Annotated in this window: 23 protein-coding genes and 1 pseudogene; 22 read left to right on the top strand and 2 right to left on the bottom strand. The window is 69.0% G+C overall.

The genetic code is table 11. The annotated features are described in order from the left end of the window. Nucleotides 1-205: pseudogene (locus FHU13_RS27835) on the bottom strand (porin); the annotation flags it as partial. A gap of 552 nt (nt 206-757) precedes the next feature. Between FHU13_RS27835 and FHU13_RS15800 the strand changes: the two are divergent. The 11 genes from FHU13_RS15800 to FHU13_RS15750 all read left to right on the top strand — a co-directional run bounded on the left by FHU13_RS15800 (nt 758) and on the right by FHU13_RS15750 (nt 11,706). Continuing rightward, the gene (locus FHU13_RS15800) at nt 758-2,068 is read left to right on the top strand and encodes a transporter substrate-binding domain-containing protein (protein WP_183436807.1); all 1,311 of its coding nucleotides are present in this window, start codon (nt 758-760) and stop codon (nt 2,066-2,068) included. Nucleotides 2,069-2,132: 64 nt separating this feature from the next. Further along, on the top strand, nt 2,133-3,017 hold the full coding sequence (gene urtB, locus FHU13_RS15795; RefSeq protein WP_183436806.1) for an urea ABC transporter permease subunit UrtB: 885 nt from the start codon (nt 2,133-2,135) through the stop codon (nt 3,015-3,017). A gap of 67 nt (nt 3,018-3,084) precedes the next feature. Then, complete coding sequence (urtC, locus tag FHU13_RS15790) at nt 3,085-4,206, top strand: urea ABC transporter permease subunit UrtC (RefSeq protein WP_183436805.1); 1,122 nt, start codon at nt 3,085-3,087, stop codon at nt 4,204-4,206. Nucleotides 4,207-4,221: 15 nt separating this feature from the next. Beyond that, on the top strand, nt 4,222-4,962 hold the full coding sequence (urtD, locus tag FHU13_RS15785; RefSeq protein WP_183436804.1) for an urea ABC transporter ATP-binding protein UrtD: 741 nt from the start codon (nt 4,222-4,224) through the stop codon (nt 4,960-4,962). A 2-nt stretch (nt 4,963-4,964) separates the two neighbouring features. Then, a complete protein-coding gene (gene urtE, locus FHU13_RS15780; protein WP_183436803.1) occupies nt 4,965-5,663 on the top strand; it encodes an urea ABC transporter ATP-binding subunit UrtE in 699 nt (232 codons plus the stop codon). A gap of 390 nt (nt 5,664-6,053) precedes the next feature. Beyond that, nucleotides 6,054-6,494, top strand: coding sequence for a N,N-dimethylformamidase, small subunit (locus tag FHU13_RS15775; RefSeq protein WP_183436802.1), 441 nt, complete (start codon nt 6,054-6,056; stop codon nt 6,492-6,494). A 125-nt stretch (nt 6,495-6,619) separates the two neighbouring features. Beyond that, the gene (locus FHU13_RS15770; protein ID WP_183436801.1) at nt 6,620-9,052 is read left to right on the top strand and encodes a N,N-dimethylformamidase beta subunit family domain-containing protein; all 2,433 of its coding nucleotides are present in this window, start codon (nt 6,620-6,622) and stop codon (nt 9,050-9,052) included. Nucleotides 9,053-9,190: 138 nt separating this feature from the next. Continuing rightward, entirely contained in the window at nt 9,191-10,273 is a 1,083-nt protein-coding gene (locus FHU13_RS15765; RefSeq protein WP_183436800.1) for a hypothetical protein, read from the top strand. An 18-nt stretch (nt 10,274-10,291) separates the two neighbouring features. After that, nucleotides 10,292-10,969 carry a tetratricopeptide repeat protein gene (locus FHU13_RS15760; protein WP_183436799.1) on the top strand — a complete coding sequence of 226 codons (678 nt, stop codon included), beginning with the start codon at nt 10,292-10,294 and terminating at the stop codon, nt 10,967-10,969. 10 nt (nt 10,970-10,979) lie between these two features. Next, nucleotides 10,980-11,285 (top strand): hypothetical protein, encoded by a 306-nt coding sequence (locus tag FHU13_RS15755; RefSeq protein ID WP_183436798.1) that lies wholly within the window; start codon nt 10,980-10,982, stop codon nt 11,283-11,285. Between the two features lie 94 nt (nt 11,286-11,379). Beyond that, nucleotides 11,380-11,706, top strand: coding sequence for a hypothetical protein (locus FHU13_RS15750; RefSeq protein WP_183436797.1), 327 nt, complete (start codon nt 11,380-11,382; stop codon nt 11,704-11,706). 28 nt (nt 11,707-11,734) lie between these two features. Here the strand turns inward: FHU13_RS15750 and FHU13_RS15745 are convergent, their stop codons facing one another. Further along, on the bottom strand, nt 11,735-12,697 hold the full coding sequence (locus FHU13_RS15745) for a TIGR03885 family FMN-dependent LLM class oxidoreductase (RefSeq protein WP_183436796.1): 963 nt from the start codon (nt 12,695-12,697) through the stop codon (nt 11,735-11,737). A gap of 725 nt (nt 12,698-13,422) precedes the next feature. Between FHU13_RS15745 and FHU13_RS15740 the strand changes: the two genes are divergently transcribed. From FHU13_RS15740 to FHU13_RS15690, 11 genes are all read left to right on the top strand, one after another. Next, nucleotides 13,423-15,120, top strand: a complete 1,698-nt coding sequence (locus tag FHU13_RS15740; protein ID WP_183436795.1) for an Hsp70 family protein — start codon at nt 13,423-13,425, stop codon at nt 15,118-15,120. Nucleotides 15,121-15,139: 19 nt separating this feature from the next. Beyond that, nucleotides 15,140-16,537: a hypothetical protein gene (locus FHU13_RS15735; RefSeq protein ID WP_183436819.1), complete on the top strand. Its 1,398-nt coding sequence runs from the start codon at nt 15,140-15,142 to the stop codon at nt 16,535-16,537. Nucleotides 16,538-16,794: 257 nt separating this feature from the next. Continuing rightward, entirely contained in the window at nt 16,795-16,977 is a 183-nt protein-coding gene (locus FHU13_RS15730) for a hypothetical protein (protein WP_183436794.1), read from the top strand. Nucleotides 16,978-17,230: 253 nt separating this feature from the next. Further along, complete coding sequence (locus FHU13_RS15725; RefSeq protein WP_183436793.1) at nt 17,231-18,343, top strand: NAD-dependent epimerase/dehydratase family protein; 1,113 nt, start codon at nt 17,231-17,233, stop codon at nt 18,341-18,343. Between the two features lie 11 nt (nt 18,344-18,354). Continuing rightward, nucleotides 18,355-19,443, top strand: a complete 1,089-nt coding sequence (locus FHU13_RS15720) for an SDR family NAD(P)-dependent oxidoreductase (protein ID WP_183436792.1) — start codon at nt 18,355-18,357, stop codon at nt 19,441-19,443. After that, the gene (locus FHU13_RS15715; protein WP_183436791.1) at nt 19,440-20,732 is read left to right on the top strand and encodes a TIGR04295 family B12-binding domain-containing radical SAM protein; all 1,293 of its coding nucleotides are present in this window, start codon (nt 19,440-19,442) and stop codon (nt 20,730-20,732) included. Before FHU13_RS15720 ends, FHU13_RS15715 begins: the two co-directional genes overlap by 4 nt. Next, on the top strand, nt 20,723-21,859 hold the full coding sequence (locus FHU13_RS15710) for a glycosyltransferase family 4 protein (RefSeq protein WP_183436790.1): 1,137 nt from the start codon (nt 20,723-20,725) through the stop codon (nt 21,857-21,859). Before FHU13_RS15715 ends, FHU13_RS15710 begins: the two co-directional genes overlap by 10 nt. Then, nucleotides 21,856-22,977 (top strand): glycosyltransferase, encoded by a 1,122-nt coding sequence (locus FHU13_RS15705; RefSeq protein WP_183436789.1) that lies wholly within the window; start codon nt 21,856-21,858, stop codon nt 22,975-22,977. The genes FHU13_RS15710 and FHU13_RS15705 overlap by 4 nt, the downstream gene beginning before the upstream one ends. After that, nucleotides 22,974-24,086 (top strand): glycosyltransferase, encoded by a 1,113-nt coding sequence (locus FHU13_RS15700; RefSeq protein ID WP_183436788.1) that lies wholly within the window; start codon nt 22,974-22,976, stop codon nt 24,084-24,086. The genes FHU13_RS15705 and FHU13_RS15700 overlap by 4 nt, the downstream gene beginning before the upstream one ends. Further along, the gene (locus FHU13_RS15695; protein ID WP_183436787.1) at nt 24,083-25,204 is read left to right on the top strand and encodes a glycosyltransferase; all 1,122 of its coding nucleotides are present in this window, start codon (nt 24,083-24,085) and stop codon (nt 25,202-25,204) included. The genes FHU13_RS15700 and FHU13_RS15695 overlap by 4 nt, the downstream gene beginning before the upstream one ends. Before the next feature lie 19 nt (nt 25,205-25,223). Beyond that, the gene (locus FHU13_RS15690; RefSeq protein ID WP_183436786.1) at nt 25,224-26,297 is read left to right on the top strand and encodes a UDP-glucuronic acid decarboxylase family protein; all 1,074 of its coding nucleotides are present in this window, start codon (nt 25,224-25,226) and stop codon (nt 26,295-26,297) included. Nucleotides 26,298-26,301: the final 4 nt, after the last annotated feature.

Raw genomic sequence — 26,301 nt, 5'->3', positions numbered from 1 at the left:
CGGCGGGCTTTTCGGCGATGCGGGGATCGGTACGCGGCTGCGTCTGATCGTTGAACTGGCCCACCGGCGAGGGCTGCTGCGCCAGCGCTCCGGTGACACCCGCAAGACTCGCCGCAAGCAGCGCGCCGGCGGCCCATCCACAATGCCGTCCTCGCTGTTCCGAGCGAGTCGTCCCTGGTTCCTTCCCGTATCCACCGCCGTGCATCACGTCATCCCCTTAACTTAACCCGTTGCGATCTAGACTTCGCTGACCTTGAGAGCTGCCGGATTGTGCGGTGCGCAATCCGGCGGCTTCCACGGCCCACGATGCCGCCGCACGCCTCGCAAGTGCCGTGCAACAGCAGATGTCCGATTTCTGGTTTTGACCGAACTTTTAACAACCGTAGGCCGAAGCCCTTGGCTGGTTCGATTCTTTTGCAATGTGATCAAAGCTCGTGCTTTTGCGTAATTTTTGATCACATATCCCTTGCTCTACTAGGCTGACACTGAAGTTCCTGTACGGTCAACTGCGAATTTGGGGTTTTTGGATTTTGCGGCATCGTGCTTGCAAGCGGGCCACGATGCGGTTCAGCGTTGGCGGTGGACATGGTTGCCATTGCTGGAAAGAAAAAAAATGTCCTCAAAGGAAATACGCTCTTGACGCGCTGCGAAAGAGCGCCGTAGCGTTTCCCTGGAAGAAACAAGAATTACTTCTTGAGCAGAGAGCCCAGTATCCGCTCAAAAATCAGGCAATTGCACAGCAAAGAAGGGGATCGACATGGACCTCACGCGTCGCAAGCTCTTGAAGCAGTCTTCCCTTGCCGCAGCGGCGATCGCCGCACCGCATCTCTGGCTACCGACGGCGCGCGAGGCTTGGGGTGCGACGCTCAAGAAGGGTGAGCCGATCAAGGTCGGCCTACTGTTCTCCCTCACCGGCCAGCTCGCGGTGCCGGAGGAAGACTCCACTCTCGTGATGCAGTACGCCATCGACGAGATTAACAAGAACGGTGGTATCGCCGGGCATCCGATTCAGCCGGTGATCGTCGACGCCAAGTCGGACTTCAACGTCTACTCGGAGAAGGCTAAGGAACTCATCATCCGCGAGAAGGTGATTGCGCTGTTCGGCTGCTACACCTCGGCGAGCCGTAAGGCGATCCTGCCGGTGGTGATGTCGCAGAACAGCCTGCTCTACTATCCGACCTGCTACGAGGGTGCCGAGTGCACCCAGAACACGATCTGCACGGGTCCGCTGGCCAACCAGCACTCGAAGGATCTGATTCCCTACATGGTCAAGAACTTCGGCAAGAAGGTCTTCTTCGTCGGTTCGAACTACGTTTGGCCGAAGGAGTCGAACAAGAACGCCAAGATCTGGCTCCAGGAGGCCGGCGGCGAGCTGCTCGGCGAGGAGTACATCCCGCTCGGCAGTTCCGAGTTCGGGCCCGTTCTCGGCAAGATCCGTGACGCCAAGCCGAACTTCATCTTCTCGACCGTCGTCGGCGCCTCCGACATCGCCTTCCACAAGCAGTTCAAGCAGGAGGGCTTCAAGGTCGATTCCATGCCGATCGCCTCGCTCACCACCGGTGAGATCGAGACCAAGGCCATGGGTGCCGATTTCGGCGCCGGACACTTCCTGTCGGCGCCTTACTTCCAGTCACTGGAGAACCCAACCAACCAAAAGTTCGTCGAGAATTTCCTCAAGAGCAAGTACGGCAAGAACGGCTCCACCCATTACAATATGGAGGAGACCTACCTCTCGGCCTACGTGTTCAAGGCCGGACTCGAGGCGGCGATCAAGAAGACCGGCAATGTCGAGGAGGTCACCTCGCGCATGATCCGCGACGTCAGCGGCGGTGTGCGGGTCGAGGACGACGTCTCGCCGGAAGGCCTGATCTGGATCGACGGCGACAACTTCAATTCGTGGCTCAAGCCGAAGATCGGCCAGTGCCAAGCGGACGGCAGCTTCAAGATCGTCTCGGAAGCCAAAGAGCACGTCGCTCCCGATCCGTACTCGATCTACCCGAATGCCGGCAAATGCACCGCCACGGGCCTCGTCGCCCCCGACGGCAAGAGCCGCAAGAACGTCATCTGACGCCCCCGCGCAACCGCTCCGGCCGCGGTTCTTCGCGGCCGGGCTCCGCATTCACGGAGGTCCCGTGACGTCCCTCGACATCGCACCTTTCGCCAATGCCCTGGTGCTGGGCCTGAGCATCGCCAGCATCTGGCTCATCGCCGCGATCGGCCTTACGATCATCTACGGCACCGTCGGGGTCATCAACATGGCCCACGGCGAGTTCATCATGCTGGGCGCGTACACGTCATACGCCCTGCAATCCTCTTTCGGCCTGCCGTTCCTGCTCTGCCTGCCCGCCTCCTTCGCCGTGGTGGCTCTGGTGGGACTCGTCATCGAGCGCGGGCTGATCCGCTACCTCTACAACCGCCCGCTCGATACGCTGCTCGCGACCTGGGGCGTGTCGCTGGTGCTGATGCAGGGCGTGCGGCTGATCTTCGGTTCGGACCCGAAATACATCGCCGTGCCCGAGATCTTCCAGAGCAACGTCGAGGTGGGCTTCGCCAGCCTGTCGGTGTTCCGGCTCGTGGTGCTCGCCATCACCGCGCTCATCGTCGCGGGCACGGCTTACCTGTTCTACCGCACCCGCTTCGGCATGCAGGTGCGCGCGGTGATGCAGAACAAGGAGATGGCCGCCTCCTTCGGCATCAACGCCGACCGGGTCTACATGACGACCTTCGCGCTCGGCGCTGGGCTTGCGGGCGTGGCCGGCTCGCTGTTCGGCGTGCTCGCGATCGTGCTGCCGACCATGGGCACGGCCTACGTGGTGCAGGCCTTCCTCGTGGTGGTGGTCGGCGGCGGCACGCTGATGGGCAGCGTCGCCGCGGCGGGGCTGACGGGCGAACTCCAGTCGGTCTTTGCCTTCATCACCAACGACACCTTCGCGCGCTTTCTCCTCTACGTGCTGATCGTCGTGTTCCTGCGCTTCCGCCCGCGCGGCCTCTTCGCCGTCGCCAAAGGCCGCAGATGAATCGCTCCTCTCGGAGGCCCGCCGGCCTCCCCCTTCTTTCCGCCCGTCAGAAGAGTCTCACCCGCAGATGACGACGCGCAACCTCTACCATAGCAAGCCGGCGCAATGGGCAGTCTACGGGCTGTTCTTTGTGAGCATTGCTCTGATCCCGGCCTTCGTCTCCGACGGCTTCCTGCTCAACCAGTTCGCCGTCTACGGCATCTACGGGATGCTCGCCCTCTCGATCAGCCTGTGCTGGGGCTTCGGCGGCATCCTCAATCTCGGCCAGGGCATCGCCTTCGGGCTCGCTGCCTACGGCATGGCCATGACCATGCAGATGCAGTCGCAGGATCCGGAATCGAACCCGATCCCGCCCTTCATGCTCAACAACAGCCTGGAACACCTGCCCTGGTTCTGGCAGCCGTTCTGGAGCACCGGCGGCGGCATCCTGCTGGCGCTGATCGTGCCGACCTTGTTCTACGTCGTTTTCGGCACGCTGATGTTCCGCGCCCGGGTCTCGGGGCCGTTCTTCGCGATCATGTCGCTGGCGATGCTCTCGGCCTTCGCCACGCTGATCCTCGACATGCAGCCCTACACCAACGGCGCCAACGGCATCTCGCCGCCCTCACCGCTCAGCGTGTTCGGTACCGACATCGACCCCTACAGCCCGACCGCCTACTGGATCGTCTGCGGCCTGCTCATCGTCACCACGGTCGGCGCCAAGCTGTTCACGCAGAGCAAGTTCGGCCTCGTCGTCCAGGCGCTGCGCGGCGACCCCGAGCGGGTGCGCTTCCTCGGCTACAACGTCGCCCTCTACGAGACCTGCATCTACGCGATCTCCGGCTTCATCGCCGCGCTCGCCGGCTGCCTCTGGGTGATGCTGATCCAGTACGTCTCACCGGCCCAGCTCGACACCACCTTCAGCATCGGCATGGTGATCTGGGCCGGGATCGGCGGGCGCCTGTCGTTGCTCGGCGCGATCCTCGGCGCCTTCCTGATCCAGGGCGGCCAGAGCTATCTCGGCGACCAGTTCCTCGCGACCTGGCTGCTGATGCTCGGCGCCTTCTTCATCGTCGTCGTGCGCTTCCTGCCCAAGGGGCTGGCGGGGCTCCTCGAGAAGGTGCTCGGCGCGCTCGCGCGCCAGCCCGGCAAGCACGCACGGCCCGACCTGCCGCACGCGATCTCCGGTGCCCCGGCGGCGGGCGAGTAAGGGAGCCAACCAGCCATGGGCGTTCTCGAAATCCGCGACCTGCACAAGAGCTTCGGCGGCACCAAGGTCATCAACGGCTTCAGCCTCGACGTGACCGAACTGACCCTGTGCTGCCTCGTCGGCCCCAACGGGGCCGGCAAGACCACCACCATGGACCTCATCACCGGGCGACAGAAGCCCACCTCCGGCAGCATAGTCCTGCGCGGCGATGACATCACGAGTTTGAGCGAGCACGAGATCGCCCAGCGCGGCATCGGGCGCAAATTTCAGGTGCCGGCGGTGTTCCGCGAGTTGAGCGTGCGCCAGAACTTCGAGGTCGCCTACTCGCGCGAGGTCAATCCGTTCCGCAACATGCTGCGGCGACGCCCCGCCGGCTTCTCGGCCAAGCTCGATGAAGTGGCCACCCTCACCGGTCTCAAGGACCGTCTCGAGACCGAGGCTGGCTTCCTCTCCCACGGCGAGACGCAGTGGCTCGAGATCGGCATGGTGCTGATGCAGAACCCGGCGATCCTGCTCCTCGACGAGCCGGTCGCGGGCATGACCGAGTCCGAGATCGAGAAGACCATCGTCTTCCTCAACGAACTCAAGCGCACCAACACCCTGATCGTGGTCGAGCACGACATGGGCTTCGTCCGGCAGATCGCCGACGTGGTGACGGTGATGCACATGGGCGCCTTCCTGGCGCAGGGAAAGCTCAGCGACATCGAGAACGACCCGCGGGTGCGCGAGGTCTATCTCGGCGAGCCGGAGGTCTGACGATGCTGCTCGATCTCGACCGCGTGACTTCCTACTATGGCAAGACGCCGATCCTGAAGGAGATGGGCTTCAGCCTGCCCGAGGGGCAGTGCCTGTGCGTGCTCGGTCGCAACGGCGTTGGCAAGACCACGCTGTTGCGCACCATCATGGGCCTGACCGACCGGACCTCCGGCGAGATCCGGATCGACGGCGATCCGATCGGGAAGGCGCCGACCCATGTGCGGGCCAAGTACGGCCTCGGCTACATCCCGCAGGGGCGCCAGATCCTGCCGCACTTCACGGTCAAGGAGAACATCCTGCTCGGCACCTTCGCCCGCACCGACGGGCGTCAGGATGTGCCGGAACTCTGCCTGAGCCTGTTTCCCTACCTCGCGCAGAACTTGCACCGGAAGGCAGGTCTACTCTCGGGCGGCCAGCAGCAGCAGCTCGCCATCGCCCGCGCGCTCGCCACCAACCCGCGCATCCTGCTCCTCGACGAGCCGACCGAGGGCATCCAGCCCAACATCGTCGCCGAGATCGGCCAGACGCTCGGGCGGCTCAACAAGGAATTCGGCATCACGCTGATCCTCACCGAGCAGCACATCAAGGTCGCGCGCAAGCTCGGTGACGCCTTCCTGATGATGGAGAACGGCCGCGTCGTCGCCCGCGGGCCGATCCGTGAGATGACCGACGAACTGATCGAGCGGCACATGACGATCTGAGCCCTTGGCCACGCCGCCATTGCCAAGTGGAGCCGAAGCAATCCAGGGCGCTGTCCTATCCGGGAGAGATCGCGCCGCTGGATCGCTTCGCTGATGCCCGCGATGACGGCAGAAACGTTCAAGATCAGCGTAAAAAACGTTTCCTGGCAAGAAAACTCTGCTTGACCGACAGAGTGGAACAGTATTAAGTCAGATCAACAAAGGCGATCAATGTATTCGGATCAGATACTCCGAATATCATGAACGAATTTGTCAGCACATCAACTTCTCAGCGGAGCATCGTGGCTCCGCCGGCACGGGCCGCCCGCCGGATTGCACCGGCGGTGCACATGAAGCCCGCAACCATGTCCGGCCGCAAAGGCGCGGCCGGGATCACGAGGAGCGACGACGATGGAACCGATCCCGAAGAAGGGCACGCCCGAACGCCAGCGCCTGATCGACGCGCACAAGGCCTGCATGGACTCGATGAAGGGGGTGGCCGGCAACTCGGTGCTGCTGTGCGAGACGCCGGGCGATACCACGGTGGTGACCGGCGGCGTCCATGCCGACCCGGTGCTCAAGCGGGTGCTGCTGCGCATGCGCGGCGAGAGCCCGAAGGGGAAGCTGATCGTGATCTGCACGCGGGTTGATGCGGAGTGGCGCATCGCCCGGCTCTCCGGCATCCGCGGTGTGCCGCCCGAATTCGTCGGCGACAAAGTCTACACCGATGAGCAGGAGATCCAGCACGACATCTTCCTGATGCGCCTCGACGAACTCTCCGACAGCTACGGCTTCCCGGAAGACTATCACGAGGGCTGGAAGCGCAAGGACGACAACTGGCCGATTACCTGAGGCGGCCGGATTTTTGAAAACACGTCGATCAGCGGGAGGCCGCACGCGCCTCCCGGCGCCCCTCGCGCAAGGACGCGCGCAACGTCGGGGCGTGGACCAGAGACGCTCCCCAGAGGATTGACCCGATGACCACCATGAGGCTGACCGGTTACGCCGACAAGTTCGGCGTGCATCCCGGTGATACGATCCAGTTCTACGTCAATTGCGACGGTCCGTCCGAGTACAAGGTCGAGATCGTCCAGATGATCAACGGCGACACCAACCCGCGCGGGCCCGGCTACATCGACAAGCCGGTCGAGGCAGCGGTCAACGGCAGCTACCAGGGCCGCAAGCAGGTCATTCACGGCGGCTCCTACGCTTACGTTCCGGACGCCAAGCCCTTCCACGTCGAGAGCTTCACGCTCCAGTGCTGGATCTGGCCGACCGCGCCCAAGACCCATCCTCGCTACTGGAAGCACGGGCCGCAGGGCCTCGTCACCAAGTGGTCGAACGAGTGCGGCTACGGCCTCTTCATCAACGAGGAGGGCTGCCTGGAGCTGCGCATCAACGAGCACCGGATCACCACCGGTGTACCGCTGCGCGACCATGCGTGGCATTTCTGCGCCGCGACCTTCGATGCGGCCACCGGTGCCGTCACGCTGATCCATGAGCCGCAAGTCGTCTACGCGCTTGATCCCGAAATCGCCCCGGTCGAGGCGAGCCTGAAGGTCGCCATCGCCCACGCCCCCGTCCCCGTGGCACTCGGCGCTTATGTCGAGCGGCTGGCGCCGGAGGATCCGCTCGCCGCCTCCTCGAAGCCGGCGGGCGTGGTCTTTGCCGGCAAATATAATGGCAAGCTCGACAGCCCGCGCATCTGCAACCGGGCGCTCTCGCGCGCCGAGATCGAGATGATGAAAGCCGGCGCCCAGCCGGGCCTGACCGAGAGGCGCAATGCCGGCCCGACCGGCAAGCTCTCCGAATGCATCGTCGCGGCCTGGAATTTCTCGGTCGGCATCGACACCCTGACCTGTAAGGACGAGGGTCCCTATCGCTTCGACGCGAGCCTGGTGAACTGCCCCAACCGCGGCATGACCGGCTACAACTGGTCCGGCCAGAACTTCGACTGGAAGCACGCACCGCAGGAATACGGCGCCATCAGCTTCCACGACGACGACGTAGACGACGCCCGCTGGACCTCGGATTTCGCTTGGGTCGTGCCGGAGACTGGCGTGAAGAGCCGGTTCTACGCCGCCAAGCTGACCACGAGCGAGGGCGACGAGGAGTTCATCCCGTTCTGGGTGGTGCCGCGCGTCGGCCAGGAGACCGCCAAGATCGCGGTGATGGTGCCGACCATCAGCTACATGGCCTATGCCAACGAGCACGTGGCCTGCAACGCGGGCGGCGCGGAGCTGTTCGTCTACCGCGTGCCGATCATGCAGCAGCAGAACATGTTCCTGTCCGAGCACCGCGAATACGGCGGCTCGATCTACGACACCCACACCGACGGCACCGGCATCTCGATCTCGTCGCGCCTGCGGCCGATCCTGTCGATCCGGCCGAAATACGACCACTTCCTCGCTCAAGCGCCGTGGCAATACCCGGCCGACCTCCATCTGATCTACTGGCTGGAGACGATGGGTTACGACTACGACGTCTTCACCGACGAGGACATCACCTACGACGGACTCGCGAGGATCGAGAACTACAACGTCATCATCACCGGCTCGCATCCGGAGCACAATTCCGGCACCCAGCTCGACGCGCTCCACAACTACACCCAGCGCGGCGGCCGGCTTATGTATATGGGCGCCGACGCGTGGTACTGGGTCCACTCGTATCATCCGGGCTACGAGGACAAGGGCCGCGGCGTCGTCACCGAGATGCGCCGCTGTGAATCCGGCATCCGCACCTGGCGGGCCGATCCGGGCGAGTACTACCATCAGAGCACGGGCGAACTCGGCGGCATGTGGCGCTTCCGCGGGCGCTACCTCCACTCGGTGGCCGGCGTCGGCATGTCGTCCGAGGGTTTCGACGTCTCGAGCTATTTTTCGCGCACGCCGGACAGCCTGGACCAGCGCGTCGCCTGGGCCTTCGAGGGCATCGACTACGACGAGAAACTCGGCAATTTCGGTCTCGTCGGCGGTGGCGCGGCGGGTCTCGAACTCGACATCGTCGACACGATGCTGGGCTCGCCCCCGCACACCCTGACGGTGGCGACATCGGCCGGGCGGCACACGGAGGCCTACCTCCTCGTCATGGAGGATTTCGGCTTCAACCAGCAGGGCCTCGACGGCACGACCCATCCTCGGGTGCGCGGCGACATCGCCTATCACGAGACCCCGAACGGCGGCGCCTGCTTCGCCTTCTCCTCGATCGCCTATTGCGGCTCGCTGCCGTGGAACAACTGCGACAACAACATCTCGCGGCTGACGAAGAACGTGCTCGACCGCTTCTCCATGGACGGGCCCCTGCCGGCTCCGCCGGACAGCGCCTTCAAGCATCGCGGCCGGGCCGATTACGACCCGACGCCGATGGAGCACCGCAGCCGCAAGGAGCGCGGCGAGCCGCTGCCCGCCTGAGGGCCTGTTGGTCCCCGCCACGGCGGGGACCGCTCAGACGCTCCGTCCTCGCCTACCTCGGGCGGAGCCCCGGTGGCAGCGCCGTCAGCCCCCCTTGCGCTGCCACCGACCCCTTTTCGAGAAGCGTGAGAGGCGTTCATGGTCCTCGCCATTGCGTCCGCCGGCTTCGTGCCGGACCGCCCCGATCTCGGCCATCGCGCCGAGGGGCTCGATCTCGCCGACCCGGCCTTCTTCGCGGACAGCCTCGACCCGAGCGCGCCGCGCCTGCTGCCGCCGGCGGCTTACCGCGCGCTCGCCTTCGCGGAGTTGGAGGACGACGCGGTCTGGACCCGCTCGTGGCTGGCGATCGGCCTCGGCACCGAGATTCCCTCGCCCGGCGATCTCCTGCCCTTCACCGCCGGCCATCACGGCATCCACGTCCAGCGCGAGGCCGAGGGGGGCCTCGTCGGGCGCTTCAACAAGGCTCAGCACGGCGGCTGCCGCGCGGTGCCGCTGCAATGTCGAACCGGCACCAAGACCGGTTGCTCCTTCACTGCCTGCGGCTACAGCCGCGACGGAAGCGTGCTGCCGGCCGGCGCTGACGGGCCGACCCCGGCGATGCACCAGTATCTCGGCCTGCGCCCGGAGCGGCTGCTGCCGGTCGCCGCCCACGCCTGGGGGCCGCTGGTGCGGATCAACCTCGACCGCGAGGCGGCTCCGCCCGAAGCGCCGCCCGAGGGGCTCGTTGCCTTCGCCGCCGAGACCCGGCGGGTGGAGTTTGCTGCCAATTGGAAGCTCGCCGCACAGGCGCTGGCCGAGGGCGACCGTTTCGCGGAAGCGCCGGACAGCCTGCATCTGACCGGACGCCTCGCGACCGGAGAAACTGCGGCGATCGCCGTCCACTTTCCCAACCTCGTCCTGATCGAGGCGCGCGGCGAGACCTGCGCGGTGATCCTGCAGCCGACGGCGCTGGGGCAGACGCTGCTGCGGATCGGACTTCTCGGCCCGGAGAGTGCTGCGCAGGCCGATCGAGAAGCCTCGCGGGACGCCTCCTGGGCGGCGTGGCAGGCGGAGATCGCCGCCCGGATGGCGCCCGCCATCGCCGCGCAGACGGCTCTCTCCGGTTCGGCCAACGCCGCGGGCCTGTGGCTGCAGCAAAGAATCGCCGCCCGCGTGCGGGCGCGGCCCGCAGCCACGGATACGTACCCTCTCTTCGCCACGGCCCAGGGCCGCGGCTGCTGATTCCTTGGGAGATGCCTCATGAGCCTTGCTGCCCAGACCCTGGCCACGCCCGCCCTCGCCGAGGGCGTCGCCGCCTTCCAGGCCCACGCCTACGACCGGGCACTCGCCGTCTTCGAGCCGCTCGCCGAGGCGGGCGACCCGGAGGCGCAGGCGTGGCTCGGCGCGCTCTATGCCGGCGGGACCGGCGTACCGGCCTCTCTGACGGAAGCCTTCGGATGGTATCGCCGCGCCGCCGAGCAGGGCCACGGCCCGGCCGCGACGAATGTTGGCGCGATGCTGGCGATGGGACAGGGCGTGGCGCAGGACCGGGCCGAGGGTGCGCGCTGGCTGGAACGGGCGGCGGAGAGCGGCGACGTGATGGCCGCCTACAACCTCGCTACCCTGCTGGCGAAGGGCGATGGCCTGCCCGCGGATCCCGTCCGCGCCGCCACCCTCTATCGGAGCGCGGCGGAAGCCGGGCACTACCCGTCCCAGGCCCGGCTCGGCCATCTCTATGCCCAGGGGATCGGGGTCGAGCGCGACCGGATCGAAGCCTTCGCCTGGCTCTCGCTCGCCGCCGGGCACGGCGTCGGCACGGCGCTCAACGCACTCGAAGAGATCATCAAGGAGATGTCGGCAGAGGAGAAGCGCGAGGGCGCCGCCCGGGCGCAGGCCCGCCGCACCGAGCCCGGCCGCATCGCGCCGATCCCCGCGTGAGGGGGCGTCGATGACCGGCTACAGCGTTCAGCAGATCAAGTTCGAGTTCATCAGTTACGTCAAAGAGTTCGGCGCCGATTTTTCCGCGTGGTCGGTGGGAGCGGCGGAGGACGCGCCCGCCGCCTTATTTGGTGAACACGGGGTCGACGAGGCCCGCGACATCTGGCTGTGGAAGCCGGCGGTCTCGCCTGCTGCCGCGGCGATGGTGCGCGATTGGCTCTGCGGGCGCCAGGGCGCCGCGGCGCTGGCGGGCGAAGGGCGTCAGGTCTTCCTGTTCCGGCGTGGACAAGCGAGCGGAGCCCCGGACGCGATGTAGGAATGCGGAGCCGCTGCCGAACCGGTCTCCCCCGTGCGGCGAAACGCCGATCCGTGCGTTGTCGTCGTCAGCCGACCGTGCCCGGAGGGCCTTGATGTTCGTTCGTGCCGCCGCCCTGCTCATTCCCCTCGTCTTGGCTCCCTCCGCCGGCGTTGAGGCTGCTCCCTTCGACGACCTGAAAGAGGATCTCTCGGCCTGCCTGCGCTTCGAACTCGACGCGACGAAGGGGCAGCGGCCCATACCGATGACGGCAAAGGCAGGGCTCGCGCTTCAGAAATGCACCGGCGAGATGGACCGGCTCGAACGCGCGGATCCGCGCCGGCTGCGGAGCGACCACGGTCTCAGCCCTTCGACCTGGGCCGTGCTCGAGAGCGTGTTCGGAGCTGGCAGCCGCGGGCGCTTTGCCGGCCTGCTGTTCTGATCCCGAGCGGCGTCCGCACCTTCGTGCGTCAGTCGCCGAGTTGGGGCAGCACGCTGCGCCCGAAGGCGTCGATGAACGCTTCCTGACCGGCACCGACCTGATGGACGAAGATCTCCGCAAAGCCCATCTCGGCCAGCTCCGCGAGCCAGGCGGCGTGCTGCCCGAGATCGTCCGAAATCCGCACGCAGGCCTGCATGTCCTCGGGCCGGACGAAGCGGGCGGCGGTCTCGAAATCCTCCGGACGGGGCAACTCCCAATTGACCTCGCCCTCAATGGCGTTGCTCGCCCACTGCGCGTGCGCCTCCGCGAGAGCGCGGGCCGGGTCAGGGTCCCAGCAGACCTTGGTCTGGAGGAAGACCGGCTTGCCCGCGCCGCCACCCTCGCGGAAGGCCTCGACCACCGGGCGCAGTTTGTCCGGCTCGATGCCGACGGTGACGAGGCCGTCCGCCCAGGCGCCGAGGGCGCGGGCGGTGGCCGCGGTGGTGGCCCCGCCGATCAGAAGCGGCGGGGTCTTCGGCCGCGAGTAGAGCCGCGCGTCGATCACCGTGACGCGGCCGCGATGGGTCACGGTCTCGCCGGCCAGCAGCGCCCGGATGACCGCGGCGCATTCGGAGAGCCGCGCGTTGCGCTCGGCCTTCTCAGGCCAGGGCAGGCCGGTGATGTCCTCGTTGAGGCGCTGGCCGCTGCCGAGCGCCAGCCACAGACGCTCGGGAAACATCTCGGACAGGGTCGCCGCAGATTGCGCGAGCACGGCCGGATGGTGGCGGTAGCCCGGCGCGGTGATGATGCCGAACGGAAGGCGCGTCATCGCCATGGCCGCCCCGAGCCAGGACCACGCATGGCCCGAATGCCCCTGTGCGCGGCTCCACGGCTTGAAGTGCTCCGAGGACATGGCGCAGGCGAACCCCGCTTCGTCCGCTGCCCGCACGTGGTGCAGGAGGGCGGAGGGGGCGTGCTGCTCGTGCGAGGCATGGTAACCGATGCGGGTCATTCCGGTTCTCACTCTCCCATCTCGGCCCCGTCGATACAGGGCGCCCGGCGCGTCTCGGTCTCGCGCAACGAGCGGTCGGCGTCGGTGCCCCCCAACCTCGGCGCGGCCGCCATGCTCGTAGAGGCCGAGCATCGGCGCGTTGTGGATGAAACCGAGATGGCTGGAAGCCCGCGGAAAGTTCCCGAGGAAGGTGTCGTCCTCCGCCACTTCCTCGGCGTCGAGGCCAGCGTCGTTCTGCGTGGCACAACGCCTGGAAGCGCGTGCGCGCCGCCTCGCACGCGAGCCGGAGCAGGGCGTCCACGAGCTGGAAGGCGAAGAGCAGGAAGGTGTCTCCTTGTGGCGGGGAAGGCGTCCTTGCTCAGCGGCCGTTCGAACAGGCGGTTCGCCAGAATATCGGCCGACCACGCGGTGTCCGTCGCCGGCTCGTAGCACGGCCCTTCGGCGGGATGGCAGCGCGACGAGCCGACCACGCGGAGCGGAGGCGTTGCGGCCAAATCGGAAGCCTTCTCCGAAATCTGACCGATGACGTCTGTCGAAATGAGAGTTCCAGCCTCTTCTCGAAGTCGTTGAGTATGACTTGAGCCGGTTTGTCGAACGTTTGGCTCAGGCTTCTCATCCCGTCTGCGGCGTGATCCGGGCTTTCGCCACCGCCGCGGGCTGTGGCTTATAACGGCGGAGCGGCCGGCACGGGGCTGACGCCGTCCGCCGGAACCGAAGGGGGCTCCATGGCGATCGTCGGCATCGATCTCGGCACCACGAACTCGGCGGTCGCCGTCTGGACGCCGGAGGGGCCGCGGCTCATCCCCAATGCCCTCGGCGAGCCGCTGACGCCGTCCGTCGTCGGCCTCGACGCGGACGGGACGGTCCTGGTCGGCCGCGCGGCGCGGGAGCGGCTGGCCACCGAGCCCGAGCGCACGGTCGCCTCCTTCAAGCGCTGGATGGGCTCGGGCCACGTCACCCGGCTCGGTCGCGGCCAGAACTTCCGCCCGGAGGAGCTGTCGGCCCTGGTGCTGAAGAGCCTCAAGGCTGATGCGCAGGCGCATCTCGGCACGGAGGTGACCGAGGCGGTGATCTCGGTGCCGGCCTATTTCAACGACATCCAGCGCAAGGCGACCCTCGACGCTGCCCGCCTCGCCGGACTGCCGGTGGAGCGGCTCGTCAACGAGCCGACCGCGGCGGCGCTCGCCTACGGTGTCGCGTCCAAGCAGGAGGGCACCGTCCTCGTGTTCGATCTCGGCGGCGGCACCTTCGATGTCTCGCTGCTCGAACTCTACGAGGGCGTGATGGAGGTGCGCGCCACCGCTGGCGACGTGGCGCTCGGCGGCGACGATTTCTCGGCGATTCTGGCGGCGGCGATCGCCGAGGACCAGCGGGTCGCCCTCGACGGCCTCTCGCCGGGAGACCGCGCCCGCCTGCTGCGGGTCGCCGAGGCGGTCAAGCGCGGACTCACCGCCGCACCGGAGGCGGTCTACGAGATCCGGCTTGGCGAAGAGGTGCGGAGGGGTCAGCTCGACCGCACCCGGCTGGAAGCCGCCGCCGCCCCGCTCCTGCACCGCCTGCGCGCGCCGCTGGAGCGGGCGCTGTCGGATTCTGGCAAGCGGCTCGCCGATCTCGATGGTGTGATCCTCGTCGGCGGTGCGACCCGGATGCCGGTGATCCGCAGCCTCGTCGCCCGGCTGTTCGGGCGGCTGCCGCTGGTCCACGTCGATCCCGACACCGCGGTGGCGCAGGGGGCGGCGGTGCAGGCCGGGCTCAAGGCGCGCCACGCCGCCTTGGAGGAGGTGGTGATGACCGATGTCTGCCCCTTCACCCTCGGCATCGCCATCACCGAGAACGCCCGCACCGCCGGGGCGACGCAGGTGATGCTGCCGATCATCGAGCGCAACGCCGCCGTGCCGGTGAGCCGGGCCCACCGCGTCACCACGGTCCACGACGGCCAGGACCATATCGAGGTGAAGGTGTTCCAGGGCGAGAGCCTGCGCCCGGACGACAACATCCCGCTGGGCCAAGTCCCGGTGACGCTGCCGAAGGGGCCCGCGGGCAGCGAGACCGCCGAGGTGCGCTTCACCTACGACATCAACGGCGCCCTGGAGGTCGAGGTCGCGGTGGTCTCTACTGGCCTGCGCCGCCGGCAGGTCTTCCGCAACGGCGCCAATCTCGACGAGGCGGAGATCGAGGCGCGCTTCGCCGCGCTCGCCGCGATCAAGCTCGCGCCGCGGGAGCAGGCCGAGAATCGGGCGCTGCTGGCCCGCGCCGACGCGCTCTACGCGGAGCTCCGGGGCGACCTGCGCCAGCACGTCGCCGGCCGGATCGCCCGCTTCGAGCGTGAAATCGCCGAGGCCTCCGGCAACGAACCCGAGGCGCTGCGGGCGGTCTTCGCCGCCGATCTCGACGCCCTCGAAGACCACCGCTTCCGGTTCTGAGAGCTGCCATGGACCTGCCATGACGGACAGCGCCTGGCGCCTGCTCGGCCTCGAACCGACGCGGGACGCGTCGGCGATCCGCCGCGCCTATGCCCGCCGCCTCAAGCTCACCCGGCCGGACGAGGATGCCGAGGGCTTCCAGGCTCTTCTGGCCGCCCGCGAGCGCGCCCTCGCGGAGGCGCGCCGGCCCCTGCCCGAGGCGGGGCCGGAAAGCGAGGAGGACGAACCGGCGGGCGAGGCCGTCGAGGAGGCGGAGGCCGGTGCGGCGGGGCCCGGCGGTGGCGCGGGCGTCGTGGAGAGCGGATCGCCGGATCCGGGCCAGGCCTCGGCCGGCGGTCCCGTTCCGCCTCCGCCCTTGCTGCGCGATCTCGATGTCCCGGCCCCGGCATCCGCGCCCGACGTGCCGGCCCTCCTCGTGCGTGACCTCGACCCTCCGCCCGTGCCCACCGACCCCGCGCCGGGCACGCCGACTCCCCTGGTGATCGATATCGCGCCGCTCGAAGCCGGGCCGGCGGAATGGCAGGAGGCACGCGCGCTGGAGTCCGATCTGCCGCCGTTTCTCCGCGACGGTGCGGACAGCCTGACCGAGTGGCTGGCACGGGCGCGTCGGCTGCCCGCCGCGCCGCGCGCCCTGGCGGAGGCGGCGCTGCTGCGGGCGCTGTTCGGCCTCTGGCGCAGCCCGGACGGGCGGATGACGGCGAAGCGCATCGAGGCGACCCGCCCGGCGATCCTGCAAGCCGCCCCGGTCTTCGGCTGGCCGCGGGAGGATGCGGTGCTCGCCGCGCGCTTCGATCCGCGGGACGCGGCGGTCGCCGCCCAGATCCTGCGCGACGTCATCCCGCCCGAGCCCGGCGATCCGGCCGTCGTGGCGGTGCCGGTTCTCTTCCGCGGACGCCTGCCGCTCCAGGCCGTCGATGCCCGCGCCTTCCTCGAATCCGCGCCGCACGCCCTCAAGGCCTACGAGGCGATGCGGCGGCAGGCTCCGCCGCCCCGGCGCCTTTCCGTCTACGCGCTGCTGGCGCCCCACGTCTGGGCGGTGGCGCACCGCCGCTGGGGGGTGGCGCTCGCGGCCCTGGCGGGGCTGTGGCTGTCCTTCCTCCTCTCGGGCACCGCCATGGAGGAGAGCGGCAACAAGGCCATCGCCTGTGGCGTCCTCGCGCTCCTCCTCTGGGCCGGCACCGCCGCCGCGACGGCGTTTCGGGCGGACCGTATCCAGATCGCGGCGGCTGCCCGCGCCGCGCGCCGCGCCGGACGCAAGGGCGTGTACGCGCCCACTGAACGGGCGACGCGTCTTCGCAAGGCCGGGGGCCGCATGAGCGGCTGGGGCTGGCTGGTCCTGTTGTGGGGCGGCGCCATCGCCTTCATCGGCCCTTACTTCGCGCTGATCGCCATGATCGGCACGGCGCTCGGGGGATAGGCAGGCACCGATGACCAACCCCGTTACCGAGGATGCCGTAGCGGGGATCATCCGCTCCCTCGTCGTCCCCCCGGATTGAGCGGTGTTCCGAGAGCCTACCCCCGACGCGCCCGGCCGAAGACCCGGTCCGGGGGGCGCCGGAGCGCTGTGCCCGACAGGTGGCCCGACAGGTGGGATGAGAGGAGGACGCGGTATGGCCGGCACGCCGCGCGATCCTGTTCTGCCGTCTCCCCGCCGAGTGCCCGCCGTTCGAGAGCATGATTCTCGCCGAGGCGGCGGATGACGCAGCGATCCCGGATCTGCCGTTCGGCTCGGCTCTGCTTCTCGACGCCGTCCCGGTGACGGCGGCCGAGCTGTCCGGTGCCGATCCGGATGAGGCCTGGGAGGCGAGTGCAGCCCGTGCGGGCCTCGCCTGGCAGAATCGGTCGGTGCCGCTCTGAATCCGGCCGGGTACGCTCCGTGCGGACGCGCCTGTCCGTTGCGGCTAGGCCCAGGATGAGCGTTCGAGATGCGCGGATTAAAACCCAGGAACAAAGATCCTCGGCCGGAGATATCCTAATAGCTGAGCCGGTCTCAGGGCGGCTTTCGATGAATTTTCCGTGACCGCAACATAGGTTGAGGCCGAGGTTTCATCCCTCATTTGAATAAAGATTTGTTGGTTCGGTAGAAATCGACGGAGTTGCGCGGCTGCTCATGAAAGATCTTGCCCTCATCACGGGGGGTGCCGGCTTCATCGGGCGGCATCTCGCGAGCGCGCTGCTGGCCCGCGGATACCGGGTCCGGGTTCTCGACAGCCTGATCGAACAGGTGCACGGCGCTGGACCCGCTCCCCAAGGGCTCGATCCCGCCGTGGAATTCGTGGAGGGCGATGTCCGGGACGGCGGCGCCGTGGCGCGCGCGCTCGTCGGGGCGAGCCATGTGGTCCATCTCGCTGCGGAAGTCGGCGTCGGCCAGAGCATGTACGCCGTCGAGCGCTACGTCTCGGTCAACGATTGCGGCACCGCGACGCTGTTCCAGACGCTGATCGAGGCGCCGGTCAAGCGCGTCGTCGTCGCCTCCTCCATGAGCATCTACGGCGAAGGGCTCTACCGCACGGAAGGCGGGGCCACGATCGAGGACGCGGTGCGCAAGCCGCGCAAGCCCGGCGAGCCCTGGGATCCGCTCGACGTGGATGGGTGCCCGATGCGGCCGGTGCCGACGCCGGAGACGAAGCGCCCGGCTCTGGCCTCGGTCTACGCGCTGACGAAGTACATGCAGGAGCGCCTGACGCTGACGCTGGCGCCGGCCTACGGCATGGAGGGCGTGGCCCTGCGGCTATGGAACGCCTACGGCCCCGGCCAAGCGCTCTCGAACCCCTATACCGGCGTGCTCGCGATCTTCGCCGCGCGGCTCCTCAACGGCCAGCCGCCGATGATTTTCGAAGATGGCGAGCAGCGGCGCGACTTCGTCCATGTCGAGGACGTGGCCCAGGCCTTCGTCCTGGCGCTCGAACATCCGGCCGCCGTGGGTCAGGTCTACAATGTCGGCTCGGGCCAGGATCGCACGGTGAACGAGGTCGCCCGCCTCCTCGCCCACGCCATGGGCCGCGAGGACATCGCCCCTCAGGCCACGGGGCAGGCCCGCCTCGGTGACATCCGCCACTGCATCGCCGACATCGGAAAAATTACACGCGAACTCGGCTATGCGCCCAAACGCGACTTCGAGGAGGGCTTGGCCGAACTCGCCGTCTGGGTCGCCGAGCAGCAGGCGGTGGACCGCGTGGCCGAGGCGCGCCGCGAACTCGAAGCGCGCGGGCTCGTCGCGTGAGCGCCGCCGGCATGGCTCCGGCCCCCGACAGCCGTCCGATCCTCGTCACCGGCGGCGCCGGCTTCGTCGGCGCCAACCTCGCCGATCGTTTCGCAGCCGAGGGACGCACGGTCATCGTCTACGACGCGCTGGCGCGTCCCGGCGTCGAGCGCAACCTCGCGTGGCTGACCGAGCGCCATGGGGAGCGGATCGTGCCGGTGATCGCCGACATCCGCGACCGCGATGAACTCACCCGCACCGTGCGCGAGGCGGGCGCCGTGTTCCACTTCGCCGCCCAGGTGGCGGTGACGACGAGCCTCACCGCGCCGCGGGAGGATATGGAGGTCAATCTCGGCGGCACGCTGAACCTGCTGGAGGCGCTCCGCGCGCGGGGCGAGGCGGTGCCGCTGCTCTTCGCCTCGACCAACAAGGTCTATGGCGGCCTGCCCGACGTGGCCCTGACGCTCGCGGGCGACGCGTACCTGCCGGAAGATGCGCGCCTGCGCGAGCGCGGCATCGGTGAGGACCGGCCGCTCGACTTCCATACCCCCTATGGCTGCTCGAAGGGCGCCGCCGACGCCTACGTGCTCGACTACGCCCGGACCTACGGCCTGCCGACCGTCGTGATGCGGATGAGCTGCATCTACGGCCCCCGGCAGATGGGCAACGAGGACCAGGGCTGGGTCGCTCATTTCCTGATCCGGGCGCTGCGGGGCGAACCCATCACCCTCTACGGCGACGGCCGGCAGGTGCGCGACATCCTCCACGTCGACGACTGCGTCGCGGCCTACAGGGCGGCGCTCGCCCGGATCGACCGCGTCGCGGGCCGGGCTTTCAACCTCGGCGGCGGACCGTCCAACGCCGTCTCGCTGCGCGGGCTGATCGCCCATGCCGGGCAATTGCTCGGCCGGGAAATCGTGATCGAGACCGGCCCGTGGCGGCCGGGCGATCAGCGCTACTATGTCTCCGACCCGAGCCGCGTCATCGAGGCGCTCGGACTTGAGCGGCCGCTGTCGTGGCGCGAGGGCGTGGCGCAGCTCGCCGGTTGGCTCCGAGAATGGGTCGAAGTAGCCCCGTCCACCGAACCGCTCCCGCGGCGCCAACCGGAGGCGGTGCTGTGAGGGTCGCGCTGGTCAACCCCGCCTGGGACTTCCGCAACAGCATCTATTTCGGCTGCCGCGAGCCGCACCTGCCGCTCGAACTCGGTTACGCGGCCGCCCTGCTCCGGGCCGCCGGCCACGAGGCGCTGATCATCGACGCGCATCTCGAAGGGCTGACCACGGACGAGGCCGCCGACCGCGTCGCCGCCTTCGCGCCGGGCATGACCGTGGTGACCACCGCGCCGACCTACCTGTTCTGGCGCTGCGCCCCGCCGGAGCTGCGGGTGCCGCGCCTGTTCCTCGACGCGCTTCGTGGCCGCGGCGGTCGCACGGTCGCGGTCGGCCCGCACGGCTCGGCGACGCCCCGCCCGACGCTGGAAAAGCTCGGTTGCGATCTGGTCGTGCGCGGCGAGTGCGAGGAGATCGTCGCCCGCCTCGCCGACGCGGAAGACCCGCGAACACTGCCCGCGATCGCCTATCGCGAGGGGGCGGAGACGATCGTCACCGGCCCGCCCCATGCCGGCCGCTTCACCGATCTGCCGGCTTTGCGCTGGCCGGACGCCTGGATCGCCCGCCACCATCACCATCACCACCGCTTCGATACGACGCCCGACGGACCGGGCGCGGAGGTCGAGGCGTCGCGCGGCTGCCCCTATACCTGCAGCTTCTGCGCGAAGATCGATTTTCGCGACAAGTACCGGCGCCGCGACCTCGAAATCGTTCTCGGCGAGATCGACGGGCTGATCGCCCAGGGCGCGACCTACCTCTACTTCGTCGACGAGATCTTTCTGCCGCAGAAGCCGCTGCTGGAGGCGTTGGTCGATCGAAAGATCCAATTCGGGGTCCAGACACGGATCGACCTGTGGAAGCCCGACATGCTCGACCTGCTGGGCGCGGCGGGCTGCGTCTCGATCGAGGCCGGGGTCGAGAGCCTGACCGAGGAGGGCCGCGCCGCCCTCGACAAACGGTGCCGCGACTCGACCGACGACCTTGCCGAGCGCCTGATCTACGCCCGTCGCTCGGTGCCCTTCGTCCAGGCGAACCTCATCGCGGTGGCGGGCGACGATCCCGATCTCGTCGCGAACTGGCGCGACCGCCTGCGCGGCCAGGGCGTCTGGGCCAACGATCCCGTGCCGCTCTACCCCTATCCGAGTTCGCCCGATTACCGCCGGCTCTGGGGCGAACCCGACGACGGCGCCTGGGAACGGGCGCACGCCCATTACCTCGCGCAGTTCGCGCGCTTCAGCGATATCCAGGAGGAGCGTCCCCTGCCGCTGGCGGAGCTGGAGGCGGGCTGCGGATGCCGGTGAGACCTGCCCCGGCCCACATCCTGATGACCGCCGATGCGCTCGGCGGGGTCTGGCAATACAGCCTCGAACTCGCCGAAGGGTTGGGGCGCCGAGGACTGAGCGTGACGGTAGCCCTGATGGGACCGGCGCCCTCCGATGCGGCGCTCGCCCGGGCCGAGGCCGCGTCCGGCGCCCGCATCCGGCCGACCGGCTTACCCCTCGACTGGACCGCCGGGCGGCCTGAAGACGTCACGGGGGCCGCCGCCGCCATCGCCCGGCTCGCCCGCGCCGAGGGCGCGGATCTCGTCCATCTCCACAGCCCGGCCCTGGCGCTGGCCGACTTCGACGTCCCGGTCGTGGCGGTGTGCCATTCCTGCGTCGCCACGTGGTGGGCCGCGCTCGGATCCGGCCCGCTGCCCGACGATCTGGCGTGGCGCGCCGACCTTGCCGCGCGGGGCTGCCGCGCCGCCGACCGGCTGCTCGCCCCGACCCGTGCCTTCGCCGAGGCGACACGGTCCGCTTACGGCCTCGCCCGGGCGCCGGAGGTGGTGCGCAACGGGCGCCGTCTCTCCGACGTGCCAGGCGTGGGGGAGCCTGCTTCGCACGCCTTCACCGCCGGCCGCCTCTGGGACCGCGCCAAGAACGCCGCCGCCCTCGACCGACTGGCCGCCCGCCTCGCTGCGCCACTCCTCGCCGCCGGGCCGGTCGAGGGGCCGAACGGCGAGCGCTTCGCGGCCGACCATCTGCGTCTGCTCGGCCGGCTCGACGCGGCGCGCATGGAGCGCGAACTCGGGCAGCGCCCGGTCTTCGTCTCGCTCGCCCGCTACGAGCCGTTCGGGCTCGCGGTGCTGGAGGCGGCCGGATCCGGCTGCGCCCTGGTGCTGTCCGACATTCCGAGTTTTTCCGAATTGTGGGAGGACGCGGCGATCCTCGTTCCGGCCGAGGACGATGCCGCCGCGGCCGAGGCCGTCCGGAGACTCCTCGTCGATCCCGAGCGACGGGGTTCGCTCGCTGACGCCGCTCGCATCCGCGCCGCACGCTACGGCACCGACGCTATGGCCGGCGGCGTGCTCGGCGTCGTTCGCGACCTGCTGAGCGAGACCGGCAGCCGCGCACTCGACCGAACCGCGGCAGGGGCTGCCGCATGAGGATCGTCTACTTCACCCACTCCCTCGCCTCGTGCTGGAATCACGGCAACGCCCATTTCCTGCGCGGCGTCCTGCGCGAATTGATCGCCGAGGGCCACGCGGTCGATGCTTACGAGCCCGAGCGCGCCTGGAGCCTCGAAAACCTCCTGCGCGACCGGGGGCCGGCCGGGCTCGACGCCTATCGTGCGGCCTATCCCGAGTTGTCCTCGCAGACCTACCGGCAGGGGGAGGAAGCGGTCGAGCGAGCGGAGGGCGCCGACCTCGTCATCGCCCACGAGTGGAACGCCCCCGACCTGATCGCCGGTCTCGGACGCGCCCGCAAAAGCGGCCGGTTCGGCACGCTGCTGTTCCACGACACCCATCACCGCGCGGTCAGCGCGCCCGAGGAGATGGCCGCCTTCGACCTCTCCGGCTATGACGGCGTCCTCGCCTTCGGCGAAGCGCTGGCGCGCGTCTACCGGGCGCAAGGATGGGACGGCCGGACCTTCGTCTGGCACGAGGCGGCCGACACAAGGCTGTTCCGCCCGCCAGTGGTGGAGACCGAGCGCGCCGGCCTCCTCTGGATCGGCAATTGGGGCGACGGCGAGCGCACGCGCGAACTCGAAACCTTCCTGTTCCGCCCGGCGCAGTCCGCCGGCTTGCCTCTCGATGTTTACGGCGTGCGCTACCCAGACGACGCGCTGGCGACGCTCGCCCGTCACAGTGCGCGCTATCACGGCTGGGCGCCGAACGCCGTCGCGCCGTCGCTGTTCGCCCGCGCCATCGCCACGGTTCACGTGCCGCGCCGCTTCTACGTCGAGGCTTTGCCCGGCATCCCGACGATCCGCGTGTTCGAGGCGCTCGCCTGCGGCATCCCGCTCGCCAGCGCGCCTTGGGAGGATGCGGAGGGACTGTTTACGCCGGGCGAGGACTATCTCGTCGCCCGCGACGGTGCCGAGATGGAGCGCCACCTGCGGGCGCTGGCCCACGATCCGGACCTGCGGCAGGTGCTCGCCGCCCGCGGCCTCGCCACGATCCGCGCCCGCCACACCTGCCGCCACCGCGCGGACGAGCTTCTGGCCATCGCGGCCTCCCTCGCCCTACCCGTCGCAGCCCCCCGCACCTGGAGGCGCGCATGAAACGAATCGCGTTCTACGGCTCCTCGCTGCTGTCCTCCTACTGGAACGGCGCGGCCACCTATTACCGCGGCCTGCTGCGCGACCTCGCCGGGCGCGGCTACCACGTCACCTTCTACGAGCCCGACGCCTTCGACCGGCAGAGCCACCGCGACATCGACCCGCCGGATTGGGCCGAGGTACGGGTCTATCCGGCGACGCAAGAGGCGATGCGCGCCGCCGTGGCCGAGGCGGCCGAGGCCGACATCGTCGTCAAGACGAGCGGCGTCGGCGTGTTCGACGACGAATTGCTGGAGGGTGTGACCGCCGCCGCGCGGCCGGATGCGATCCGCATCTTCTGGGACGTGGACGCGCCGGCGACGCTGGCCGAGATGCGCAGCAATCCGGACCACACCCTGCACCGGGCGATGCCCCATCTCGACCTCGTTCTCACCTATGGCGGCGGCCCGCCGGTGATCTCGGCCTATGAGGGCTTCGGCGCGCGGGCCTGCATCCCGGTCTACAACGCTCTCGATCCGGAGACCCACCACCCGGTTCCGCCGGACCCGCGCTTCACGGCCGACCTCGCCTTCCTCGGCAACCGCCTGCCGGACCGCGAGGAGCGCGTGCAGAAATTCTTCCTCGTCGCGGCGGCGCGTCTGCCGGAGCGCAAGTTCCTGCTCGGGGGCAGCGGCTGGGAGAGCCGCGGTCTGCCGGTGAACGTGCGCCATCTCGGCCACGTCTCGACCCGTGACCACAACGCCTTCAACGTCACGCCGCTCGCCGTCCTCAACATCGCCCGCGAGAGCATGGCGGCGGTGGGCTACTCTCCCGCCACCCGCGTGTTCGAGGCGGCGGGTGCCGGCGGCTGCCTCATCACGGATGCCTGGGTCGGCCTCGACCTGTTCCTGAAGGAGGGCGAGGAGGTGCTCGTCGCCCGCGACGGCCGCGACGTTGCCGAGCACGTCGCGGCGCTGACGCCGGAGCGCGCCCGCGCCATCGGCGAGGCCGCCCGCCAGCGGATTCTCGCCGAGCACACCTATGCGCGGCGCGGCGCGCAGGTCGATGCGATCTTCCGCCAAGAGGCGGCGCGCAAGCGCGAGAGCCGGCTCGTCGAGCGGAGCGTCGCATGACGGGCGAGCCTCTGCGCCTCGTGGTGCTGGGCCTCAGCCTGTCCTCGTCCTGGGGGAACGGCCACGCCACCACCTTCCGTGCCCTGCTCAAGGCCTTCGCCGCGCGTGGCCACGACGTGACCTTCCTGGAGCGCGACGTGCCCTGGTACGCCGCCCACCGCGACCTGCCCGATCCGGATTTCTGCCGGCTTGTCCTCTACTCCGATTTGGCGGAGTTGCAGGCGCACCGCGCGGCGATTCAAGAGGCAGACGCCGTCATCGTCGGCTCCTACGTGCCCGACGGCATCGCCGTGGGAAACCGCGCGCTGGCCTGGGCGCGGGGCGCGCGCGCCTTCTACGACATCGACACGCCGGTGACCCTGGCGGCGCTGGAGGCCGGTACCTGCGCCTATCTCGGCAGGGCGCAGATCCGCGACTACGACCTTTATCTTTCCTTCACCGGCGGCCCGACGCTCGAACGCCTGGAGCGCGCCTACGGCTCGCCGGCTGCCCGTGCGCTGTACTGCTCGGTTGATCCGCAGGCCTATCCTGCGCTGGAACGCGAGCCGGTCTACGATCTGAGCTATCTCGGCACCTACAGCTCCGACCGGCAGCCGACCCTGGAGCGCCTGCTGATCGAGCCGGCTCGGCGCGCGCCGGATCTGCGCTTCGCGGTGGCCGGACCGCAATACCCGGTGGAGATCGACTGGCCCGCGAACGTCATCCGTATCGACCATTTGCCGCCGGACGCTCATCCCGAATTCTACGCGTCGAGCCGCTACACCCTGAACGTCACCCGCGCCGACATGATCGCCGCTGGCTGGAGCCCCAGCGTGCGCCTGTTCGAGGCGGCAAGCATCGGCACGCCGCTGCTGAGCGACAGGTGGGACGGGCTCGACGCGATCCTGGCGCCCGACCGCGAGATCCTCTGCCCGGACAGCCCCGAGGCCGTGCTCGCCATCTTGCGCGACCAGCCGGACGCCGAGCGTCGCGCGATCGGTGCTGCGTCCCGTGCAGCGGTGCTCGCCCGCCACAGCGCCGCGCACCGCGCTGCGGAACTCGAAACGTTTCTGCGCGAGGCGGCGGCCCGACGCGGCGCCGGTGCCACGGCGCCCGAACGCGATCTCGAAGTGCTTTAGGCCTGAGGAGTTGAAGTCCATGAGGAGTGGAGCGGTGGACGGTCAGGACGGCAGGCACGTGCTCGTGGCCGGAGGCGCGGGCTTCATCGGCTCTCACCTCGTCGATGCGCTTCTGGCGCGGGGCGCTCGCGTCGTCGCCCTCGACAGCCTTCTGACCGGGCGTCACGACAACCTCGCCCATCTGGCTCAAGAGCCCCGGTTCGAGTTCGTCGAGGCGGACGTGACCCGGCCGCTGCCGCCGATGCCGCGGTTCGACCGCATCTTCAATCTCGCCTGCGCCGCCTCGCCGCCGCACTACCAGGCGGACCCGATGCACACGATGATGACGAGCGTCGTCGGCACCAACCACCTGTTGGAGCGGGCGAAGGCGGACGGGGCGCGCTTCCTGCAGGCCTCCACCAGCGAGGTCTACGGCGACCCCGAGGTACATCCGCAGACCGAATCCTACTGGGGCAACGTCAACCCGACGGGGCCGCGCGCCTGCTACGACGAGGGCAAGCGCGCGGCCGAGACCCTGGTCTTCGACTTCGAGCGGGTACACCGGCTCGACGTGCGGGTGGCGCGCATCTTCAACACCTACGGCCCCCGGATGCGGGCCGATGACGGACGCGTCGTCTCCAACGTCGTCTGCCAAGCGCTCGCGGGCGAGCCGATCACCGTCTACGGCAACGGCGAGCAGACCCGCTCGTTCTGCTACGCTGCCGACCTCGTCGAGGGGCTGATGCGGCTGATGGACCGCGAGACCTCGCCCGGCGGCCCGGTCAATCTCGGTAACCCGCGCGAGATGACGGTAGCGGAGCTGGTTGAACTCGTCACCCGGATGACCGGCACCCGCTCGGCGGTGGTGCGCCGCCCGCTCCCCGTGGACGACCCGCAGCGCCGCCGACCCGACATCACCCGCGCGCAAACCCTGCTCGGCTGGTCGCCGCTTGTGCCGCTCGAACAGGGGCTCGAGGCCACCATCGCGTGGTTCTCGCAGGAAATCCGTTCGCCTGAACTGGCGGCGCGGCCGAGCCTGGGACGCTTCGTCGGAAGCCGCCCATTCCCGCCGGCCGAGCCGGCGCTCGGCGATCTCGCTCAAGGGCCAACGTGATGGC

The organism is Methylobacterium sp. R2-1, assembly GCF_014191355.1.
GTDB lineage: Bacteria > Pseudomonadota > Alphaproteobacteria > Rhizobiales > Beijerinckiaceae > Methylobacterium.
This window is presented reverse-complemented; position numbering and strand designations above follow the sequence as displayed.

What these genes read in the sequence shown, in the direction of transcription:
- FHU13_RS15740 (WP_183436795.1), top strand. Translation starts at nt 13,423, where the DNA reads ATGGCGATCGTCGGCATCGATCTCGGCACCACGAACTCGGCGGTCGCC.
- urtE (WP_183436803.1), top strand. Translation starts at nt 4,965, where the DNA reads ATGCTGCTCGATCTCGACCGCGTGACTTCCTACTATGGCAAGACGCCG.
- FHU13_RS15800 (WP_183436807.1), top strand. Translation starts at nt 758, where the DNA reads ATGGACCTCACGCGTCGCAAGCTCTTGAAGCAGTCTTCCCTTGCCGCA.
- FHU13_RS15695 (WP_183436787.1), top strand. Translation starts at nt 24,083, where the DNA reads ATGACGGGCGAGCCTCTGCGCCTCGTGGTGCTGGGCCTCAGCCTGTCC.
- FHU13_RS15725 (WP_183436793.1), top strand. Translation starts at nt 17,231, where the DNA reads ATGAAAGATCTTGCCCTCATCACGGGGGGTGCCGGCTTCATCGGGCGG.
- FHU13_RS15700 (WP_183436788.1), top strand. Translation starts at nt 22,974, where the DNA reads ATGAAACGAATCGCGTTCTACGGCTCCTCGCTGCTGTCCTCCTACTGG.
- urtD (WP_183436804.1), top strand. Translation starts at nt 4,222, where the DNA reads ATGGGCGTTCTCGAAATCCGCGACCTGCACAAGAGCTTCGGCGGCACC.
- FHU13_RS15710 (WP_183436790.1), top strand. Translation starts at nt 20,723, where the DNA reads ATGCCGGTGAGACCTGCCCCGGCCCACATCCTGATGACCGCCGATGCG.
- FHU13_RS15775 (WP_183436802.1), top strand. Translation starts at nt 6,054, where the DNA reads ATGGAACCGATCCCGAAGAAGGGCACGCCCGAACGCCAGCGCCTGATC.
- FHU13_RS15750 (WP_183436797.1), top strand. Translation starts at nt 11,380, where the DNA reads ATGTTCGTTCGTGCCGCCGCCCTGCTCATTCCCCTCGTCTTGGCTCCC.
- urtC (WP_183436805.1), top strand. Translation starts at nt 3,085, where the DNA reads ATGACGACGCGCAACCTCTACCATAGCAAGCCGGCGCAATGGGCAGTC.
- FHU13_RS15765 (WP_183436800.1), top strand. Translation starts at nt 9,191, where the DNA reads ATGGTCCTCGCCATTGCGTCCGCCGGCTTCGTGCCGGACCGCCCCGAT.
- FHU13_RS15705 (WP_183436789.1), top strand. Translation starts at nt 21,856, where the DNA reads ATGAGGATCGTCTACTTCACCCACTCCCTCGCCTCGTGCTGGAATCAC.
- FHU13_RS15720 (WP_183436792.1), top strand. Translation starts at nt 18,355, where the DNA reads ATGGCTCCGGCCCCCGACAGCCGTCCGATCCTCGTCACCGGCGGCGCC.
- FHU13_RS15755 (WP_183436798.1), top strand. Translation starts at nt 10,980, where the DNA reads ATGACCGGCTACAGCGTTCAGCAGATCAAGTTCGAGTTCATCAGTTAC.
- FHU13_RS15730 (WP_183436794.1), top strand. Translation starts at nt 16,795, where the DNA reads ATGATTCTCGCCGAGGCGGCGGATGACGCAGCGATCCCGGATCTGCCG.
- FHU13_RS15735 (WP_183436819.1), top strand. Translation starts at nt 15,140, where the DNA reads ATGACGGACAGCGCCTGGCGCCTGCTCGGCCTCGAACCGACGCGGGAC.
- FHU13_RS15770 (WP_183436801.1), top strand. Translation starts at nt 6,620, where the DNA reads ATGACCACCATGAGGCTGACCGGTTACGCCGACAAGTTCGGCGTGCAT.
- FHU13_RS15745 (WP_183436796.1), bottom strand. Translation starts at nt 12,697, where the DNA reads ATGACCCGCATCGGTTACCATGCCTCGCACGAGCAGCACGCCCCCTCC.
- FHU13_RS15760 (WP_183436799.1), top strand. Translation starts at nt 10,292, where the DNA reads ATGAGCCTTGCTGCCCAGACCCTGGCCACGCCCGCCCTCGCCGAGGGC.
- FHU13_RS15690 (WP_183436786.1), top strand. Translation starts at nt 25,224, where the DNA reads ATGAGGAGTGGAGCGGTGGACGGTCAGGACGGCAGGCACGTGCTCGTG.